A 19,487-nucleotide genomic window follows, 5' to 3' on the forward strand; every position below is an offset into this window, starting at 1 on the left:
AACAGGGAAGTCAGTTAAGCGCAATTTCCTGATGGTCAGTGCATCGTTGGGGAGTTGGATCCGCAGCAATGCTTGAATTTGCGTCCACTGCTGCACGGACAGGGGGCGTTGCGTCCAATTTTCGGTCCTTCTCTGCGTAGTGGTACATCGAGTGGTGTCTGTGCCAGCGGCCATCGATGAGGCTCGAAGAAGCGATAGATTATCGTCAAACTGGCGATCATCATCTCAATCACTTCTTCACGCTTTTCGTTAGTAACCGACGGTGGTCGCAGCGCTGGATCGGGGTCATTCTCATAGGCCAAGACCATGATGGGGAGCATCGGCCCGCTATGTTCGTCGCTGTCGATCAGGTCACGCCAACTTCCAGGTCGGGCCTGAACTCCGCGCATAAAGCCCAGAGCCCAATCGTTGCCGTAAGTAATGCCATCACCATCCTCCAACAGCACTGGCAAATACACGTCAGGCTCCTCCAGCGTGTGAAGCAATACCGATGCAATCGTATTCCAGTGGCGCATGATGAGCCCCATCATGTCGGTAGCCTGAGCGTTGCTCTCAAAACTGAAATTCTCGCCCCAGATTTGTGGCAGGTACTCGCTGGGAGGCACCATCTCCGGACCACAGATCAGTGCCGCAAAATAGCCGTCAAGCATTTCAATGTTCATGGCCGGTGAGCCAATGGCATCAAGAAAACCAGTCAGCCTATCGAGTTCGGCCTCGGTCAGCGCTTGTTGGAAAGGTGGATGGCTCATGGGTGTTTGTTCCAATAGAGTTGAGTAATTCAGATTCTGATGCTTTCCCAAGTGGGCGCAGTTCTCCGCGTGCGACGGCTTCCGGCACGGAGAATGAGTAGCGCCCAAGCATGTTGATATGCGGCGAAAGCCGCGCCTCGTCTTCGGGGCGCACCGGATAGCCTTCGTGGCGTAACTGCGTGAGTATCGCGTCCATGTACAGGGTGTTCCACAAAACGATCATGTTTACGACCAGGCCGAGCGCACTCAACTGGTCCTCCTGCCCCTCGCGGTAGCGCTGGAACAGTTCGCCGCGCTTGCCGTGGAAGACCTCGCGAGCCAGACTATGGCGACCCTCGCCGAGATTGAGTTGCTGCAGCGTTGCGCGCCTGCGCGACTCGTCGTCAATGAAGTTCAGTGTGTGAATGGTCTTGTCGATGCGACCAATTTCAGCGATGGCCTGGGCCAATCGTGTCGGTCGCTCATCGACCTGCAGGGTGCGCATGATTCCCATCGCTGGCACCAAGCCAAGTTTGAGTGATCCAATCAAACGCAGTACGTCGTCCCAATGCGGTGTAATGCGGTCAAGGTTGACACATTGTTTTGCCAGTGCATTGAGTTCGCCATAGTCGGCTTGCGCATCAACTCGCCAGAACCGCGTGCCACCGATGTCGGCCAAGCGTGGGCTAAACCTATAGCCCAGAAGCCGGAACAGGCCGAACACTACATCGCTATAGGCTCCATTGTCGGTCATGATTTGCGTGGGCTGCAATTCGGTCTGCTGCTCTAGCACGACCGCCAGTAGCACCAGGCTGTCGCGTAAGGTGCCGGGGACGGTAATCGCGTTCAGCCCCGAGTATTGATCGGACAGCAGATTATACCAAGTCACGCCGCGTCCACGATTGAAGTATTTTGGGTTTGGTCCGGCATGCACGGTGCGCACAGGCACCACAAAACGCATGCCATCAGCCGAAGCCACATCGCCGCCGCCCCAAGTGCGGGCCAGTGCGATGCGGTTTTGTGCGGCTACCAGGACGGCATTGCAGGCGGTCAGGGTGTCATCACGCACGTAGTTTTGATCAACCCACAGCAGTCTGTCCCGCCGCAGTGCTGGTGTGTCCTGGCGTACAAACGGTTCGGGGCCAGTGTTGCAGGCTTCGGCCAAGAGCACCGCGCACAGACTGGTGTTTAGATCGGTGGCACGTGCTGTGCGTTCGGTCAGATGCGAGAACGCCTCCATGCAGCCGGTGCGGGCGGTGATCTCCAGTAGGATTTCCGGCAGATCGACGCGCGGCATGCGGGTCTTGATCTCATTACGCAAAGCAATCAGCGACGCCGGTTCCGCCAGTGCTTCCAGAGGGCTAAGCACGAGCTCTATCTTGTCGCCAATCGTTTCAAAGCGAACCGCGTCGTTGTCGGGCAGGCGTTCAGCGACACGCCGATAGGTTTCATCTAGTTCCTGCGCCAACGCGGCTAAGGTGGCCTGCGGTTGCACGCTCAGCTCCAGTGAGCGACAAATGACAGGCCGCGCAGCCTCCCACTCGGTCCCTTCTAATAGGCCCGCGCGCGGGTCGGCATATCGCCAGCTGGAGCTGACAAATACGTCGCGCCGACGAATCGCTACACGCAACTTGGCGAGGACACAGAAGGCAAAGGCTTTAGCATTGATCTTGCCGTCCTCTCCCACGACATGGCGTTGCCACGCCTTGTCCACAATGGTGATGGCTGGATCATGATCTGGCCTCTGATGCAACCATTGCAGTGCCTGTACCAGTGGGCGTGCTGTCGGATTGGCATCGAACTGGATGACACGCAGCAGCGTCGGCAAAAAACGCGTCACAGTCGCCTGTTTGGCCGCCAGTTCGGTGTAAAAAACATCGTCTGGCGGACGCACCAGCGTACCAATATCGTTCAGGGCCTGGCTCAGTTCGTCTTGTCCAATAGCGGCATACACTCGCTCGCGTAATTCGCCGTCTGGCAGACTTGGGTCGAGCAGCATTCGACATGCGCTGGCCAGCGTTGAAGCAGCCCGATCCAAGTCCTTCAACGTACGCTGCCTGGTCTTGCGATCTTCCTTTTGCGCCTTACTAAACAGTTCGCGCAACAACTGGTCGAGCACATCAAGGGCATCGTCATGAGCACTGGCTTCTAGGCTGTGGACAAAAGACACCAGGGTAGCCATGCGCCGTGCGTATGGAAGTCTGGCCACGGCTGAGACTTTGGCTGTGCTGGCAAAGCGTGCCAATGCCCCGATGCGACTGGGCGGCACCTTGGTGTTAGGCAGTTTGATTCCCAGATCACGTATCGTTTCGATGCGCAACAGTGCTTGTACCAGTGCAGGGGCACTCACGCGTACCGGCCCCTTGCGCAATCGATCAAGCCAGGATTGGCGACTGCCCTCGACAGGGTCCAGCAAATCGTCGAGGCGTTGGCGCTGGACATCTGTCACGTCACGCGTCAGCAGCCGCCAAAGGCGCGACTCCATGCGCGACCGCACCTCGGCAACGAACCGCTCCAAAAGGGTGACGCCAGGCAGCAGTACCTTGTGACCGATCAACCAACTGTTGGCATGCTCGAAAAGCACACTCGGACGGTCGGTGCCTGTCCAACACAGGGCGCATAGCCAGCGGCCAAGGTGAAATTGATTGCCGGTGTCTGTGAACTCACTGTAGGCATAGCGTGCGCGAATTTCTGTTGTGTGCTGCCAGCGTTGTCTGGTTCTGCGATAAGCTGCGACGCAATCGGCAAATTCAGGAATATTGAGCTGGGTTGCGAGGGTGCGCAGTACGGCTTCTGGCACGGCCGTTGGGTCTTCCAGAAAGGTGCCAAGAAAGCGCACGGTTGTCAGTTGTAGTGCATAGCCCAGACGACTGCTGTAACGACGTTTGGTGGCGATCCACTCGCGGTCATCATCGTCCAGGTGGAAGTAGCGCGTCAGCTCTTCACTGGAAAGTGTCTCTGGATAGCGAGCGTAGCGTTCCCGTTGTGTGGCGGACAGGAAGCTAACGGGCATGACATCAAACCGGCTGTCGGGCGAGGGTACGATAGACGGTTGGTCGTGAGATCGAGAACAGTTCAGCCAGGTCGCTGATCGAATATTTACTCGTATCGTACATCCGCCGTAGCTCCTTTTGCTGACGATCGGAGAGCTTGGGCTTCTTACCTCTTAGTTTTCCCTTGGCTCGTGCGACGGCCATGCCCTCGCGAGTACGCAGTCGGATCAGATCGGCCTCAAACTCGGCGAAGGTAGCGAGGATGTTGAAAAACAGCTTGCCCATGGGATCAGTCGGGTCATGGATGCTGGACCCAAGCTGTAGTTTCACGCCACGTGCCGCAAGACTGTCGCCGATCGTGCGAGCATCGGGAACAGAGCGGGCGAGCCGATCGAGTTTTGAGACAACGAGGATATCGCCATTGCGCACAGCCGCAAGGGCCTGATCAAGGCCAGGGCGCGCTCTGTTCGTCCCGGTAAACCAGGATCAGTGTAAATACGATCTGGTGCCACACCGAGTTTCAGCAGGGCATCATGCTGTGCAGTAAGGTCCTGTTTGTCGGTCGAACAACGAGCATAGCCAATCAGAGTCTGAGTCATGCCCAAAAATGTAACGTAAAGCCCCCCTTCAACGCAATAAATTTAGTACCAGCTAAATGAGACGCCTAGTGTGGCGTATTTACGGGTCTTGAACGATCGATTGCTTAGCGTCCGTTGAGCGACCCTCTTTCGGACAGCGTATTGAGCGGATTACCGTGAGCTCAGGAGAGTCCTGCGGCTCTTTAAGTCGGTTGGCTGTTCCATTGCTCCCCGGACCCCAGAGTGACCTTTTTATCCTTCAAATAGTAAGCGCTCGCCAAAAGAGGGAATTTTCGACCAGGTGTCTCGAAATTAAAACCGTAGCGTAAATAGGCATTCTCACAATACTCGTCTGGCCGAAGTCACGAAAAATTCTGCTACGAATTGATCCTCAGCAAGCGTAGTTTGCGCACCACTGCTGAAGGCGTGCTGTACCGCATGCGGGTGGGCTGCCTTTGGCGAGACTTGCCTAAGGAGTTTGGAAGTCGGAGCAGTTCATGTATAGGAATTTCAATAATTCCTATACAAGGTAATCCGCCAAAAAAGGTCCCCTCGGCGTGATGCCAACGTGGCGTCGATGGCGGCAAAAAGCTTTTTTTACCCATCACCCACGCCGAAAAATGGATTGAAAGCGACTTTTCTTTACCTTTTCCAGATTTTGGACGCACCTCTCCCGTATCAGGCCGGCACGTACCTCAATTGCGCGATGCTGTGGGCATTGTTGACCAGGCCCTGCACGGTCAGGCCGGCGATGGCTGCGGTGTACACCATCCGCGCTCCGCACAGCACGCAGCTGAACGGATCCCGATGCAAGAACGCTTTACTCATCTGCGCAAAATACAGTTTTGGCGCTTTGCCACGCCTTTCCATGCGTAGCGCCTCATACACCCGGGGTAGCTGTCGGCCACAGACGCGGTTGGCCAGAAATCCAAAATACCGGATCATCCGAAAGTGCTTCTCCGGGATGTGCTGCACCACCCGGCGCAGCATGTCGGTCTGGCTCAGCGTTTCCTGCTGATAGGTCTGCGTGCGGTGATCCAGGTAGGTAAAACTCAAGGTCGCGCTGTTGGTGTAATGGGCCAATCGGCTGCCCGAGATGGGCGGTTTTTTCAGGTAGCGGCCCAGGTAATTGACGGTCTTTCGGCCGTTTTTCGTCTTCTTCGACAAGTGGATGTGCCAGTGCTGGCCACCAGCGGTCAGTATCAGACGGCGCCAGTCGCTTTCACAGTGGATGTGGGCCAGCTGCGGCGGCATCGTCAATTGCGAAAGCGGCTGTCCCAGCAGGTAATCGCGCACCAGCCACATCCAGCGCCGCCGCAGGGCCTCTTTGTGGAACGACAGATTTTTCCAGACGCCCTGCTCATCCAGGCCGCCCGCGGTCACCGACAGGTGGACGTGGGGATGCCAGTTGAGCCGCCGGCCATAGGTGTGCAGCGCACCGAAAATCCCGACGCGCAAACCGCGCCGCTTGGCGGTGTAGATCAGGTTATCGGCCGCCAGACGAAACAGCGCATCGAGCAGCCAGCGGTTGTAGAAGAACAGGGACCACAGCGTGTCGGGCAGCGTGAACACCAGATGCTGCCAGGGGCAGTCGGGCAGACGGTTGTTTTGCACGGCGATCCACTGGTCGGTGGCCTTTTTGCCGCAGGAAGGACAGGCCCGGCAATGGCAGGTGTTGCACAGGTATTTGACGTGCGGGCAATGCTCATTGGCACAGGTGTAGTGTTTGACGCCCAGTATCGAGGTGCCGCAGGCGAGCATTTTGCTGATCGACTCCACTTCGATTTGGCGCAGACCGCCGGCTTCCAGCAAATCTGCCCAGCAGCCGTTGGCCGTGAAGAGGTTTTTGAGCGGTCGAGGTTTGTAAGCAGGCGGTGCAGAGGCCACGTCAGCAGGGCGGCTCCTCATCGTGGTGAATGACGGCGGTGATGGCGAATCCGCCTGGCCCTTCTCTCATCTAAACGCTTACGCAAGAAGCGTCGGGAAACCTGTCGTTCAGATACGTTGTCTGGCAGCAACTACAAAGATCGACATCACCGAAAGGATCGATATCGAAGGAAAAGTCGGTATCGGGCACGAAGGTAGTATGCCCGGCGCGTTGGAGACGGGTCTGCTTTGCCTTGGCTTTTGCCCGGCTCGCCCGTTTACGTTTTTTGGTCTCTGACGCCATGTGTAAGCCTGTGCTGAGGAGGGATCGACTCGATTTCGGCTATGATAACCGATTTCAAAATCCCACAATTTGCAGCCGCAGGCTGCCCAGTTCAATCCCTGGTCTGCTTCAGAAAAGTGGTTCAAGGTGCTTCAGGAACTGATGGCCGAGCCGTGCCGGGAGTGGTTTTTTGTTGGTGGCAGCTATGCCAACACTCACTATCACAGTGCAGGTGCGACAAGTACAAAGGAGTAGTTAACCGGAAAAAGCCGAGTCGGTAACACCTCCAAGACTCCTTTGGCTGTAGTCGCTCGCGGACTGCCAGTTGAACCGCCCCGGGTTTCTCGGAGACCCTTTTGTTTGAGTCATGCCACCTGGGCAGACTCGGTGAGTTGCTGATAATAGATTGCTTCTGCTTCGACCGGTGGAATATGACCGATTGGCTCCAGCAGGCGGCGGTGATTGAACCAGTCCACCCATTTCAGGGTTTCCAGCTCCACCGCCCCCCGTGTGGGCCAAGAGCGTCGATGAATCACTTCAGCCTTGTAAAGACCATTGATGGTCTCAGCCAAAGCATTGTCGTAAGAGTCACCGACACTCCCGACCGATGGCTCAATACCGGCTTCGACAAGACGCTCGGTATAGCGAATGGACACGTACTGCACGCCACGGTCACTGTGGTGAATGAGTCCACCCTGCTTGACTGGGCGACGGGCGTAAAGGGCTTGCTCCAGTGCATCGAGTACAAAATCGGTACGCGCTGAACTGGACACCTTCCAACCGACGATGAATCGGGCAAAGACATCAATGATGAAGGCCACGTAAACAAAACCCTGCCAGGTACTGACGTAGGTAAAGTCCGATACCCATAGGGCGTTCGGGCACTCAGCCACAAACTGACGGTTGACATGATCCTGCGGGCACGGCCTGGCTTGGTCGCTGACCGTCGTCTTGACGGGCTTGCCGCGTACCACGCCTTGCAGGCCCAGCTCTCCCATCAGACGTTGCACCGTACAGCGGGCGACTTGCAGTCCGTCACGCAGCAATTGTCGCCAGACCTTGCGCACGCCATATACCTGGAAGTGCTCATCCCAGACTCGCTGGATGTGCTCACCCAGTTCCTGGTCACGCTGCGCACGCGCTGACTGCTGGCTGGGGTCAGCCTGCTGAGCAGCGTACCGGTAGTACGTCGACGGGGCGATTGGCAACACCTTGCAAATCGGCTCGACCCCGTAAGACTGGCGGTTTTCATCAATAAACGTCTTCATCGTTTGAATGGGCGGTCGAGCTCCGCCTGGGCAAAATAGGCTGAGGCCTTACGCAAGATCTCGTTAGCTTGACGCAACTGACGGTTCTCACGCTCCAAGAGCTTGACTCGCTCACGTTCGACTGTGCTCAGCCCATCACGCTGGCCGCTGTTGCGCTCAGATTGGCGAACCCACAGCCGTAATGTCTCGGGCGTGCAGCCGATCTTGGGGGCAATGGCACTGATGGTGGCCCACTGCGACTCGTACTCAGGAAGGTGTTCGAAAACCATCCTGATGGCCCGCTCACGGACCTCTGGGGAATACTTCGGTAGTTTTTTCATCGCTCCATCCTCTCAAAGGTTGGAGTCTCCGAGAAACCCGGGGCGGTTCAAGTTGCATCTGACTGGTGGAAGGTGTCTTCGCCCGATTGAAGCATTTCTGAGCGATAGCTTCTCGACTCGACAAACTCAAGATAAACTATGAAAGCATCATAGTAACGGCCTGAGTTTCTCTGTGCTGCCTACGTGAAAGCGGGAACAGCACCTAGGTATAGCGTGTTCCTCGCAGGTAAAGTGGATAGCCCAGCACTGAGCTATCCGCTTTATGCCTCTATTCGCTGTAGCGACTCATAAAAATAGCGGCTCGTTTAGTCGCCACGACCAAAGAGCTAAGGTCTATGATTTCGTTTTCAGTGTGTGTCGCATCGCCTGCTGCCCCGAGTCCATCCAGACTGGCGTTGACGAACTTGCTTATGTAAGAGATGTCTGCACCGCCCCTCTCTGCCGAGGGTACTGGCTCCAACGCCGGGCCGGCCAAATCCTGGCTGACTTCGCTGTACTGCTTCAACAGCTCTAGGTTGCCTTTAGTCTCTTCCATGACAGGCATGATCGGTTTGAGTACAAACTCGCTGCTTGTGTTAGCCAGAGGATTGCTGACAATAGCCTTTATCTTCGATTCGGCCAGGGCCTTTTGATCGTCACTAGCGAAACGTAGATCGCCATGAACAAGCGAGGCCGCCGCTACACTGGTCTTTCTGCCAGTGGCAACACCCTTGCCATTCTCTATATATTCACTCGCGCTTGCCCCTCCAAGCGCTATGCCGGGATTGATGGTCAGCCCTGGGGTGTTCGACAGTTGCGATCTTATCTGATCCAGCACGCGCGCAGATTCGTAAATGGCACCGAAGCCTGTTATAGGTTGGAAAATCTTCGCCGAGTGTTGCTCCACGCCCTTACTCGTCAGGAACCACTCGCTAAGGCCTCTGCGGTTGGTTACCAGCTGGTTTGCGGACAAGGCAAATTCAAAACCCAGCGCGACGTCACTTTTCTTGGCCTCATCAGTGAGTACTTTTCTCGATATGTCTGTCGGCCTAGCTGCCAGCTCCTCATCACCGACCAGCACAACGGCGATATTCATGTTTTCCAGCGAACCGTTGGCTTTCAGGGCCTGCAAGGCGTAAAGCATCGTCACCATGCCACCCTTGTCATCAATGACGCCCGGGCCTTTTGCTTTTTTGCCTTCTTCGATGTAAGTGAATTTCTGGAATTTGCTTTCCTCGGGAAAGACGGTGTCCAGATGGCCTATCAGCAACATACGCTTGGGTGATTTGCCCTTGTGAACAGCAACAAGACTTCCCGCGTGGTTCATGCCGGCAGGCAGAGCATGCCATTGCGTCTCAAAACCGAGCTCGTCAAGCTTCTGCTTCATCAAATTGCCAACCTGAGTAACACCCTTCACATTTTCTGTTCCGCTATTAATGTTAACGAGTGTTTCCAGAAAAGATACTTGCTCAGCGTGATGCTGGTCTACGTAGGTGACCAGTTTCTTCTCGTCAGCGGACTGCCCGGCCATAGTGTGCTGCGCAATAAATGCCGCCAGCAGTAGATAATAAGCTTTTTTCATACTCATGCCCTTTGATTGTTTTAACTCAGTATGGTTTCTACAGTTAAGCCTGGAGCGCTACCTGAAAATTGGTATTTTGGTTACCGCTGTCTGACCGATCTTTTTTCCAACCACTCAATTTTAACCTGTCATCAGCTCAACGCGCTTAAATAAAAATTAATACAGGACGTGCACTTTTCAGGCCGGCAAACAGAGTTGATCAGATGTCGATACACCATGATGCCCGAGAGTGATCTGGCGATACCCACATCAAGATACCGTTATGTCTATACTCAACTATTGGGCGTTTTCTTAGTCTGCGCCCAACTGTTTTAGCAGGCTAGCACCGCGCCTTCCAAGGTTGTCAGGCGCTACTATTCATAGCCATGCAGTTATCCCCCTTCAGGAGTGGCTATTCGATAAAGGAGCTCGATTTTTCGATTATTTAAACGGCTAGCCTGAATGAAACCTGTGCGTCTATTCAGGCGTTACAAGATCCGGTTTGCCATTACGTAATCAGAGCAGCGGCCAGTTATAGGCGACGCTGTAGAAGGAAATCCCTGATTCGTTCTGCCGCTTCCACGCATTCAGCCAATGGCGCGACCAGAGCCATTCTTATCCGCTCTGCACCAGGATTAACTCCGTCGACTTCGCGAGACAAGTAAGATCCCGGAATAACCGTTATGTGTGTCTGCTCGAACAGCTCACGACAGAATTCAGCGTCGTCCATCGGGACTTTTGCCCACAGGTAGAAACTGCCATCAGGCTTCTTGACGTCCATGACCGGCGAGAGAATCGCGAGCACCGCGTCGAATTTTTCACGATACAGATCGCGGTTTTCACGTACATGGTCTTCATCTTTCCAAGCGCAAATGCTTGCCAGCTGGCTGTGAACAGGCATGGCGCAACCGTGGTAAGTCCGGTAAAGAAGGAACGCTTTGAGAATATCTGCGTCGCCCGCTACAAAACCCGAACGCAAGCCAGGCAGGTTGGAGCGTTTTGACAAGCTGTGAAACACCACACAGCGTTTGAAATCGCTACGACCAAGCTCAGCACAAGCAGTTAGCAAGCCAGGTGGTGGCGACGTCTCGTCGAAGTATATCTCGCTGTAGCATTCGTCTGCAGCGATGACAAAGTCATGCTCATCGGCAAGAGAAATCAGTTTTTTCAGGGCATCCAAGGGCACCAGTGCACCGGTAGGGTTACCCGGCGAACAGAGAAACAGGAGCTGGCAGCGCTTCCAGATATCTGCCGGTACGCTGTCAAAATCTGGATTGAAGCCGTGACTTTCCAGGCAGGGGAGGTAATGGGGCGTGGCTCCGGCAAGAATCGCTGCGCCTTCGTAGATTTGATAAAACGGATTTGGACTGATGACCAACCCATTGCTATCCCTACGGACAACAGTTTGGGTAAATGCGAAAAGCGCTTCGCGCGTTCCGTTGACCGGCAGGATGTGACGGGCAGGGTCCAACCAGCCTTTTGGTACGTCAAAGCGCTGCTGGCACCAGTCAGCAATGGCCGCACGCAATTCGGGGATCCCCAAGGTCGCAGGGTACACGGACATTTTGTCGAGATTGGCTGCCAACGCCGTTTTGACGAACGCCGGCGAGGGGTGCTTAGGCTCTCCGATGGACAGCGCGATAGGCCTCAGGCTCGCATTTGGCGTAACCCCATTCAACAGGGTGCGCAATTTCTCAAAAGGGTAGGACTGCAACTGAGCTAAAGCGTCGTTCATATCAAGATCTCAATCGTGTTTAATTGCGTAGGCGGTAAAGCTGATGCACAGGACGGTCATGCTGACCGGCCTGCACGTTAGAGCAACCTGCGGCAAAGCTCGAAAGCCCGACCACTGATTCAGCAAGACTATCGAAATATAATGTAATACTATAACCTTGATTTTTCAATCGTTATATGGAGTTTTGCCGTCATGCTCTCACCCACTCTATGAACTTGCCTGCGATTTGATCCGCCGTCCATCGGTCACACCCGTCGACGCTGGCTGCCAGGAATTAATGATGGCGCGCCTTGCTAATGTCGGCTTCGCGCTGGAGCAAATGAGGATTGAAAACGTAGACAATTTCTGGGCATCTCATGGCGGCAACGACGGGCCAGTGCTCTGTTTTGCCGGGCATACAGACGTGGTGCCGACTGGACCGTTGCAAGCCTGGAACATACCTCCATTCGATGCCTTTATCGATGATCAGGGGATGCTTCACGGAAGAGGTGCTGCAGACATGAAAGGCAGCCTGGCGGCCATGTTAGTGGCCGCTGAGCGTTTCGTGGTGGATTACCCTGATCACCGAGGCTCAGTGGCATTTCTGATCACCAGCGATGAAGAAGGCCCCGCCCATCACGGCACCAAAGCGGTGGTCGAACGCTTGGTCGCGCGTCAACAACGGCTGGATTGGTGCATAGTGGGTGAGCCATCCAGCACAACACTGGTGGGTGATATTGTGAAAAACGGGCGACGTGGTTCGCTGGGCGCAACCCTCACTTTGCGAGGAGTCCAGGGGCATGTGGCCTATCCACATCTGGCCAAGAATCCAATTCATCTGTTAGCCCCAGCGCTAGCTGAACTGGTCAGCGAGCATTGGGACAGCGGCAATGCATTTTTTCCGCCTACCAGCTTTCAAGTGTCGAACTTGAACTCAGGTACAGGTGCAACAAACGTGATTCCTGGAGAGCTGGTCGCGGTGTTCAATTTTCGCTTTTCTACCGAATCAACAGTTGAGAGCCTGAAGAGCCGTGTTGCGGAAATCCTCGACAAGCATTCGTTGGATTGGCACATCGACTGGGCTTTATCGGGCCTGCCCTTTCTGACGGAGCCGGGCGCGCTGCTGGATGCTGTTGCATCCAGCATCAAGGCAGTAACCGGGCGTGACACTCAGGCGTCTACCTCCGGTGGCACCTCTGACGGTCGATTTATCGCCACCATGGGCACTCAGGTTGTTGAGCTTGGGCCAGTCAACGCTACGATTCATCAGGTCAACGAATGTATCCTTGCCAGTGATCTTGATGTGCTGACTGAGATCTACTATGAGACCTTGATCAAATTGCTGGCATAAGATTCAAGCGCCGGACATGGTTTGCAACGTAACAGAAAATGGACTTCTGCCCGTCCCACAGGTCTTGAGGGCGATCCTTCACTGATGATAAATCACACATTTTCATGCGCCGGAAAAAGGTGGTAGCGTTTTTGCCTTGCAGCGGCTTGTAGGGCCTGATCGTGGCGATCTAGTGCTAACTCGATCGAGCGATTTGGACCCCCGCCCAGATCCGTACGTGCGGAATTACCGCATGCGGCTCCTGCCTTGGGTACGTGACGCGAAGCGATCCTCAGGATAAGGATGTGCATTTCTGGGTCTTGGTATGTAGAGGTCGGCAAAGCGTCCGTAGCGTGATCATTGAAGCCAATGACGCTGGCTACGACGTTTGAGGGCTTGCCGCCATAGACGGCATACCGCCAGACGAAAACCACCAAGACGTATCAGGTTTCCCGGCACCGCGTGGTAGTTGAAGGTAAGCGTCTGCCAAACACATCTTGTTTGACCACCGCTCTCTGCCTGGCTTCAGGGAATTTTCACCGCAGATACCCCGAGCCCTACGAATGGTTATTATGCCTGTGATTACGCTTCGCTGATCAACGTCCTTTTACGGCGCCGCATACGGCAAGAAAAAGTCGTCCCAGTGATGAAGATGCTGCATGTCTGGATGATCGCCCAGCGTGACCTCGTGCCCGCAGGCTGGGCCATCAGCAGAGCACTCGACTACTTCCTGAAACGCTGGGCAGCGCTGTCGCGCTATCTTGATGACGGGGCCGTACCCATAGATAACAATTGGGCCGAAAACCAAATCAGACTATGGGCTCTTGGTCGCATGAACTGGCTCCTTGCATGCTCGCTACGCAGTGGAAAACGGGCGGCGGCAATCATGAGTCTGATCCAGACTGCTCGGCTGAATGGTCATCGTACTGCTGATCTCTGGGGCAACGCAGATGGTAGATCTCAAGATTGATTGCGGCGTCCGTCCCGCCGTCGCCCAACTTTACGATGTGGCGACTATGCCACGGCGTATCTTTGGTACCTGTCGGAAACAGGTATAGATACCGATCTGAAGGGCCCCCTGTTTCGTACGATTGGGCGCGGCACCAAGCAACTGAGCGCCACGCGGCTGCCGCAGGCCAATGCGCATGCCATGGTGCGCCGCAGGGCCCTGGCAGCAGGGATCAAGACGCAGATCGGCAACCACACGTTTCGTGCAACCGGAATTACAGCTTATTTAAAAAACGGCGGTACCCTGGAAAATGCGGCAGCGATCGCTAACCATACCTCGACGCGGACTACCCAGCTGTATGAACGGCGTCGGGACGACATCAGCCTGGATGAGGTAGAGAGAATTTATCTCTGATCATCTGTAAACGTACCCGCGCATCAGCACCAGCGCCGGCCTTTTTCACTTGATCCATCACATCCCAAGCTTCGGACAGCATTGAATTCGTGCTCCAATACCTGCCGAGCGACTTTTGCCGATGAGATGCCGCAGTACGGGTATCGAAATGACTAAATAGATGTCAAAGGGAGAGGGTATGGACGCAGTAACAATTGGGCGTTGGATTAAAAATCTAGGCCGGCAGCATTCAGAGTTGGTATTAGAAGCAGTCATTCCCGACTTGCCGCTTGCGTGTCTTTTCATAGACGACGACGGACTGCAGATGGAGCCTGAGAACGCTATCGAGCTTCATTTTGACCCACGAACTATGAGGTTCGAAGAGATAAGTTTCATTCTCCATGAGACCGAGCCAAGTCCCTTTGAAACGTACAAGGGCGAGCTGCCTTGGCCTTTTACGATAGATATGGGGAGACGCCAGGTATGGCTTGCAATGGGAGGGGAACCCATCCAAACTTATTCTGGTTGCCCAAGAGACAGTGATATCTACAAGCTTGATCTGAAGTACCACCCCGACGCTATTGTGACATTTCAATACACGGTAAATCACCGAGTAGAGCGATTGACGTTCACGGTGGGTGATCGTGCATTTTGGTTTGGGTGAAGTGGGGGAGCGCTCTAGTTGTAACAACCTGCAATCATCGCGTTTTTCGACCGGAGTTGATTGCGTCTATCTGGCACCGCGAACCAGCATTGACTGCAAACGAACATGCATGCGGCCAATTCGACCTGCAATCTAGCGCAACCGACCAAGGTTAAATGCTACTGAAAAATCCGATGATTTTGGCGTCCATCAACAGTGGTCTTCAGGCTAGCGCTTTTGTCTCTTTAAGCTCTAGATTTTTTGACCGTACTATATCAAAAATGAAAATAAACCCTATTGAGACATTAAAAACGCCTCAGACACGCGTCCCTCAACGGTGTACTCGAATGAGACAGAAACAGCGTGCGCTCACTCGCAGTCAATTCCGGTTCATGACGGTCGATTGCAGGTCGGATCAGATGAATGCAGGTTCATTCGCAAATAATCTCGGTCTGCTGGCTCGGATAGACGCAATTAATCCCGGTCGAAAAATGCGATGATTGCAGGTCGAGACCATTTCGATTGCAGGCCGCTACAGGTAGTGGAGCGAACTCATGCCTGGAATGAGAGGGCTCGGCGACTGATCATGCACCACGATCGCCTTTTTGCGGTAAGCGAGGCCTGGGTTTGGTTGGCCGAGGCAAGAATACTCGCGCGCCGACTCACTACATGATTTTGTCTACACCCTCTAAGGGACATTCTATGAACGCGATTCCTACCCCCGCCAACACACCTTGCCATCTTGGGTGGCGCTATTCGCTGGGCAGAAATCGGTTAACAATCATCGCGACCGCTTTCGCTGAAGAGGTCAGGGCTGTGTCTATGCAAAACGGAGGGTCGTCCCACGACTCGTATTCATGGCTCAGAACAGATTCCCAGGTTGGTGGCGTCAGCCCTGGAATATCAGCCGTCCTTGTTTCTACCCGGCGCTGGTGTTCATTTGTATCGGCGCAAATCACGTGGATATTGGCTAATTGAACACCAGAGCTTGAGGCGATATCGCCCCACTTGATTCGGCTTTCTCTGACGGGGTTGACGCAATCAACGATGACTGTGCTGCCTATATGCGGATTCCACGACTATCCGGACACCCATTCCACCAACATCCGGACACTGATTCCATGCTGATCCGGACACTCATTCCACAAGCATCTGGACACCGATTCCACGGCCATCCGGACACTTTCAGGCAGGCAGCAACGCAGGACTATTCACTACTATCGACCTCTTTTTTCGAAGCGAAGAGGTCGTCGTGGAGCGTTTATCCATGCGTAAAATCCGAGAGGTACTACGCCTAAAGTTCGACGCTGGCCTGTCCGTGCGCAAGATCGCCGCCAGCTTATCCATCGGCCATTCGAGTGCAGGGGATTACCTTTGCCGGTTCGCCGCCAGTGGGCTTCAGTGGCCCATCGATATTTCTGACGCGGAGTTGAATCGACGGCTGTTTCCACCGGCAGTGCCAGTGCCGACCGACCAGCGCCCAATGCCTGACTGGGCATGGGTACACGCGGAGTTGCGCCGCCCCGGCGTCACTTTGGCCTTGCTCTGGCAGGAATATCGACTCGCTCACCCGCAAGGCTTCCAATACAGCTGGTTCTGCGAGCACTACCGCCTTTGGACCGCCAAGGTCGACGTGGTCATGCGCCAGGAGCATCGTGCTGGCGAAAAGCTGTTCGTCGATTACGCCGGGCAAACAGCGCCGGTCATCGACCGACAAACCGGCGAGATCCGTCAGGCTCAGATCTTCGTCGCCGTTCTCGGCGCGTCCAGCTACACCTTTGCCGAGGCCACCTGGTCGCAGAAACTGCCCGACTGGCTGGGCTCGCACGTCCGATGCTTTGCTTTTTTCGGCGGCACAACGCAGATCCTGGTGCCCGATAATCTGCGCAGTGGCGTGACTAAAGCGCACCGTTACGAGCCGGATATCAACCCCAGCTACCGCGATCTGGCCGAGCATTACGGCGTCGCCGTCTTGCCTGCTCGCTCGCGCAAGCCCAAGGACAAAGCCAAGGTCGAAGTCGGCGTGCAAGTGGTCGAACGCTGGATCCTGGCGGTGCTGCGCAACCGCCAGTTCTTCTCGCTTGGCGAACTCAACACAGCCATCGCGCTACTGCTGGATCGCCTCAACCACAAGCCCTTCAAAAAGCTGCCCGGCTCACGCCGGTCAGCCTTCGAGGCCATCGACCAACCGGCCCTGGAAGGCTTGCCGGAACACCCGTACGTCTATGCCGAATGGAAAAAGGTACGCGTCCATATCGACTATCACGTTGAGGTCGATGGCCACTTTTACTCGGTGCCGTACCAGCTGGTGAAGCACCAAGTCGAAGTGCGGCTCACGGCCCAGACCGTCGAGTGCTTCCACGCCAACCAGCGCGTGGCCAGCCACCTTCGCTCGCAGCACAAAGGCCGCCACACCACCCAAACCGAGCACATGCCCAAGAGCCACCGCGAGCACGCCGAATGGACACCGCAACGGCTGATCCGCTGGGCAGAGCAGACCGGGCCTAACACCGCCGGCGTCATCACCTACATCCTCGAACGCCGAATCCATCCGCAACACGGCTTCCGCGCCTGCCTGGGCATCCTGCGCCTGAGCAAACAGCACGGCGAAGCGCGGCTGGAAGCCGCGTGCCAGCGGGCGCTGGCACTGGGCGCATGCAGCTACAAAAGCCTCGAGTCGATCCTGCGCCAAGGGCTGGAGCGCCTGCCGCTGGCCCAGCAAAACCTGCCGCTGCTGCCTGACGAGCACATCAACCTGCGTGGCCCGGGCTACTACCACTGACCTGAGAAAGGAGCTTCGAAATGCTACCGAATCCAACGCTCGACAAGCTACAAACCTTGCGCCTGCACGGCATGATCAAGTCGCTGGGCGAACAACACGCAACGCCTGATATCAATGATCTGAGCTTCGACGAACGCTTCGGTCTGATGGTCGATCGCGAGCTGACCGAGCGCGAAGACGCCCGCCTGACCACCCGCCTCAAAGCCGCGCGGTTGCGCCACAACGCCTGCCTGGAAGACATCGACTACCGCAGCCCGCGTGGCCTGGATAAGGCCTTGATCCTGCAACTGGGCAGCGGCCAATGGCTGCGCGATGGCCTGAACCTGATCATCGGCGGGCCGACGGGCGTAGGTAAAACCTGGCTTGCCTGCGCGCTGGCTCACAAAGCCTGCCGCGACGGTTACAGCGTGCGCTATCTGCGTCTGCCGCGCTTGATGGAAGAACTAGGCCTGGCCCACGGCGATGGCCGCTTCGCCAAATTGATGGCCGGCTACGCCAAGACTGACCTGCTGATCCTGGACGACTGGGGCCTGGCACCGTTTACCGCCGCGCAACGGCGCGACATGCTTGAGCTGCTGGACGACCGCTACGGCAACCGCTCGACGCTGGTGACCAGCCAAATGCCAGTGGACAAATGGCATGCGTTGATCGGCGATCCGACCTTGGGCGATGCGATCCTCGACCGGCTGGTGCATAGCGCTTATCGAATTGAACTGAAGGGTGAATCGATGCGCAGGCGCGCAACGAAATTGACGGCGGCAGGGGCTTCAGACTAACAATGCAAACCTGCGTCGCTGCGCTCCGACTGCCTGTCCGGATAAGCGTGGAACGAGTGTCCGGATGTTGGTGGGCTGAGTGTCCGGATGACGTGGAATTCGCAGCCTATACAGAGATTACTCAGCGCAAGCTCATTAGCGACCATGTAGCCACTGCGCCCCACATCCTGTGCGAGAGCACCAGAGCTTCGAATCGCTTGCTCGATCGCATCGATCCGTAGATACACGGCACCTGTCGTAGCGGCGAGATCCTTGGCGATAGTCGTTTTTCCTGTGCCTGGAAGGCCGCTGAAGACGATTAGCATTCTATGTCCTTCGTTTCATGACTTAGGCCAGTATAGGTACCCTATGTACTCAATCGTGAGATGACGTCATTTAGACCTATAGATAGGCCACTCAGGTTATTACTCGCTTCCTGAGTACGTTTGACGTTGTCCTGATTGGTACTGGCGATAGCCTTGATTTCTACCAAGTTGTGCGTGATGGCTTCAGCCACCGAGGTTTGTTCTTCTGCAGCTGTGGCTATCTGTCGGTTCATATCGCGAATTGCTTCAACAGCAGACGTGATGCGGCGCAACGTTGTGCTGGCGTTATTAACCTGCTCGACGCTTTCTTCGCTGCGAGTCTGACCTCCCTGGATAGCGATAACCGCATCTCTGGCACTGCTTTGCACCGAATCGATGATCTGATTGATTTCTGCGGTAGATACTGCAGTACGCTGGGCCAGAGTTCGTACCTCATCCGCAACTACCGCAAATCCGCGACCGGCTTCACCAGCCCGTGCCGCTTCGATGGCCGCATTGAGCGCCAGCAGGTTGGTTTGTTCAGCAATCCCACGAATCACTTCAAGAACTTTGCCGATCCGCACGCTATCGGTCTCTAGGTGCTGAATCACGTTTGCAGTGTTGCTGATTTCACTGCGCATCAGACTGATAGCTGTCATGGTTGACTGCATCACCTTGTCGCCTTCTTTAGAATAATGATCGGCGTCATCTGCGGCCTTAGCCGCCTGAGCGGCATGCTTGGCGACTTCTTGTGCTGTGGCCGACATTTCGGTCATAGCTGTGGCCACTTGATCGGTACGCTCGAACTGCTCGTGAGTGCCTTGGGCCATTAGAGTCGCAATCGAGTTCAGTTCGCTACCTGCTGCGTCTAGCTCGGAAATGCTGTGTTTGAGGTGCTTGAAGGTATCTGTCAGAAAGTCACGCAAAATATTGGCGGCTATAGCCAACTGACCTACTTCGTCCTGACGTGTAATGCCGACGCGCTCGCCAAACTTGCCTTGGCTTAGCTGCGAGATATAGCTAATCAGCATTTGAGGGAG

General features: G+C 55.4%; 10 protein-coding genes, 9 pseudogenes and 1 other annotated feature. Of the genes and pseudogenes, 9 read left to right on the top strand and 10 right to left on the bottom strand.

What is annotated here, in order from left to right; all coding sequences use genetic code 11:
* Positions 1-35 precede the first annotated feature (35 nt).
* The 3 genes and pseudogenes from AC4ANK_RS28685 to AC4ANK_RS28695 form a co-directional block, all read right to left on the bottom strand.
* Complete coding sequence (locus tag AC4ANK_RS28685) at positions 36-749, bottom strand: YecA/YgfB family protein (RefSeq protein WP_002556089.1); 714 nt, start codon at positions 747-749, stop codon at positions 36-38.
* A complete protein-coding gene (locus AC4ANK_RS28690) occupies positions 700-3,741 on the bottom strand; it encodes a Tn3 family transposase (protein WP_460385260.1) in 3,042 nt (1,013 codons plus the stop codon). The genes AC4ANK_RS28685 and AC4ANK_RS28690 overlap by 50 nt, the downstream gene beginning before the upstream one ends.
* Positions 3,742-3,745: 4 nt before the next feature.
* Positions 3,746-4,320 (bottom strand): annotated as a pseudogene (locus tag AC4ANK_RS28695) (recombinase family protein).
* 350 nt (positions 4,321-4,670) lie between these two features.
* Between AC4ANK_RS28695 and AC4ANK_RS28700 the strand changes: the two are divergent.
* A pseudogene (locus AC4ANK_RS28700) lies at positions 4,671-4,782 on the top strand (IS5/IS1182 family transposase); the annotation flags it as partial.
* Positions 4,783-4,977: 195 nt separating this feature from the next.
* On the opposite strand, the gene AC4ANK_RS28705 reads toward AC4ANK_RS28700, so the two are convergent.
* The gene (locus AC4ANK_RS28705) at positions 4,978-6,207 is read right to left on the bottom strand and encodes an IS91 family transposase (RefSeq protein ID WP_460385261.1); all 1,230 of its coding nucleotides are present in this window, start codon (positions 6,205-6,207) and stop codon (positions 4,978-4,980) included.
* Positions 6,208-6,813: 606 nt separating this feature from the next.
* A protein-coding gene (locus AC4ANK_RS28710; RefSeq protein WP_095178853.1) for an IS3-like element IS51 family transposase occupies positions 6,814-8,036 on the bottom strand; the annotation gives its coding sequence in 2 pieces (ribosomal slippage) (positions 6,814-7,751 and positions 7,751-8,036; 1,224 coding nt in all).
* Positions 7,642-7,758, bottom strand: a sequence feature (AL1L pseudoknot). Its footprint overlaps the gene before it by 117 nt.
* Positions 8,037-8,098: 62 nt before the next feature.
* On the opposite strand from AC4ANK_RS28710, the pseudogene AC4ANK_RS28715 reads away from it, so the two are divergent.
* Positions 8,099-8,200, top strand: a pseudogene (locus AC4ANK_RS28715) (IS5/IS1182 family transposase); the annotation flags it as partial.
* Between the two features lie 104 nt (positions 8,201-8,304).
* Here AC4ANK_RS28715 and AC4ANK_RS28720 read toward each other — a convergent pair.
* Together AC4ANK_RS28720 and dapC are read right to left on the bottom strand one after the other, a co-directional pair.
* Entirely contained in the window at positions 8,305-9,597 is a 1,293-nt protein-coding gene (locus tag AC4ANK_RS28720) for a M20 family metallopeptidase (RefSeq protein ID WP_031598640.1), read from the bottom strand.
* A gap of 511 nt (positions 9,598-10,108) precedes the next feature.
* Positions 10,109-11,311, bottom strand: a complete 1,203-nt coding sequence (dapC, locus tag AC4ANK_RS28725; protein ID WP_002556162.1) for a succinyldiaminopimelate transaminase — start codon at positions 11,309-11,311, stop codon at positions 10,109-10,111.
* 184 nt (positions 11,312-11,495) lie between these two features.
* Here dapC and dapE point away from each other — a divergent pair, with 184 nt between their 5' ends.
* The 5 genes and pseudogenes from dapE to AC4ANK_RS28750 form a co-directional block, all read left to right on the top strand.
* Positions 11,496-12,641 (top strand): succinyl-diaminopimelate desuccinylase, encoded by a 1,146-nt coding sequence (gene dapE / locus AC4ANK_RS28730; protein WP_460385271.1) that lies wholly within the window; start codon positions 11,496-11,498, stop codon positions 12,639-12,641.
* Positions 12,642-13,230: 589 nt separating this feature from the next.
* Positions 13,231-13,542 (top strand): annotated as a pseudogene (locus AC4ANK_RS28735) (IS66 family transposase); the annotation flags it as partial.
* 99 nt (positions 13,543-13,641) lie between these two features.
* A pseudogene (locus AC4ANK_RS28740) lies at positions 13,642-13,983 on the top strand (tyrosine-type recombinase/integrase); the annotation flags it as partial.
* Between the two features lie 178 nt (positions 13,984-14,161).
* Positions 14,162-14,626 carry a DUF6392 family protein gene (locus AC4ANK_RS28745; RefSeq protein ID WP_069710459.1) on the top strand — a complete coding sequence of 155 codons (465 nt, stop codon included), beginning with the start codon at positions 14,162-14,164 and terminating at the stop codon, positions 14,624-14,626.
* A 517-nt stretch (positions 14,627-15,143) separates the two neighbouring features.
* A pseudogene (locus AC4ANK_RS28750) lies at positions 15,144-15,278 on the top strand (IS5/IS1182 family transposase); the annotation flags it as partial.
* Between the two features lie 79 nt (positions 15,279-15,357).
* Here AC4ANK_RS28750 and AC4ANK_RS28755 read toward each other — a convergent pair.
* A pseudogene (locus AC4ANK_RS28755) lies at positions 15,358-15,678 on the bottom strand (AAA family ATPase); the annotation flags it as partial.
* Positions 15,679-15,872: 194 nt separating this feature from the next.
* Between AC4ANK_RS28755 and istA the strand changes: the two are divergent.
* Positions 15,873-17,387 (top strand): IS21 family transposase, encoded by a 1,515-nt coding sequence (gene istA / locus AC4ANK_RS28760; RefSeq protein ID WP_054082386.1) that lies wholly within the window; start codon positions 15,873-15,875, stop codon positions 17,385-17,387.
* A gap of 20 nt (positions 17,388-17,407) precedes the next feature.
* Positions 17,408-18,163 (top strand): IS21-like element ISPsy14 family helper ATPase IstB, encoded by a 756-nt coding sequence (istB, locus tag AC4ANK_RS28765; protein WP_460383337.1) that lies wholly within the window; start codon positions 17,408-17,410, stop codon positions 18,161-18,163.
* Positions 18,164-18,267: 104 nt separating this feature from the next.
* Here istB and AC4ANK_RS28770 read toward each other — a convergent pair.
* Positions 18,268-18,468, bottom strand: a pseudogene (locus AC4ANK_RS28770) (P-loop nucleotide/nucleoside kinase family protein); the annotation flags it as partial.
* Between the two features lie 41 nt (positions 18,469-18,509).
* Positions 18,510-19,481: pseudogene (locus AC4ANK_RS28775) on the bottom strand (methyl-accepting chemotaxis protein); the annotation flags it as partial.
* Positions 19,482-19,487 lie beyond the last annotated feature (6 nt).

The sequence above is a fragment of the Pseudomonas sp. Pmew2 genome (assembly GCF_058129885.1).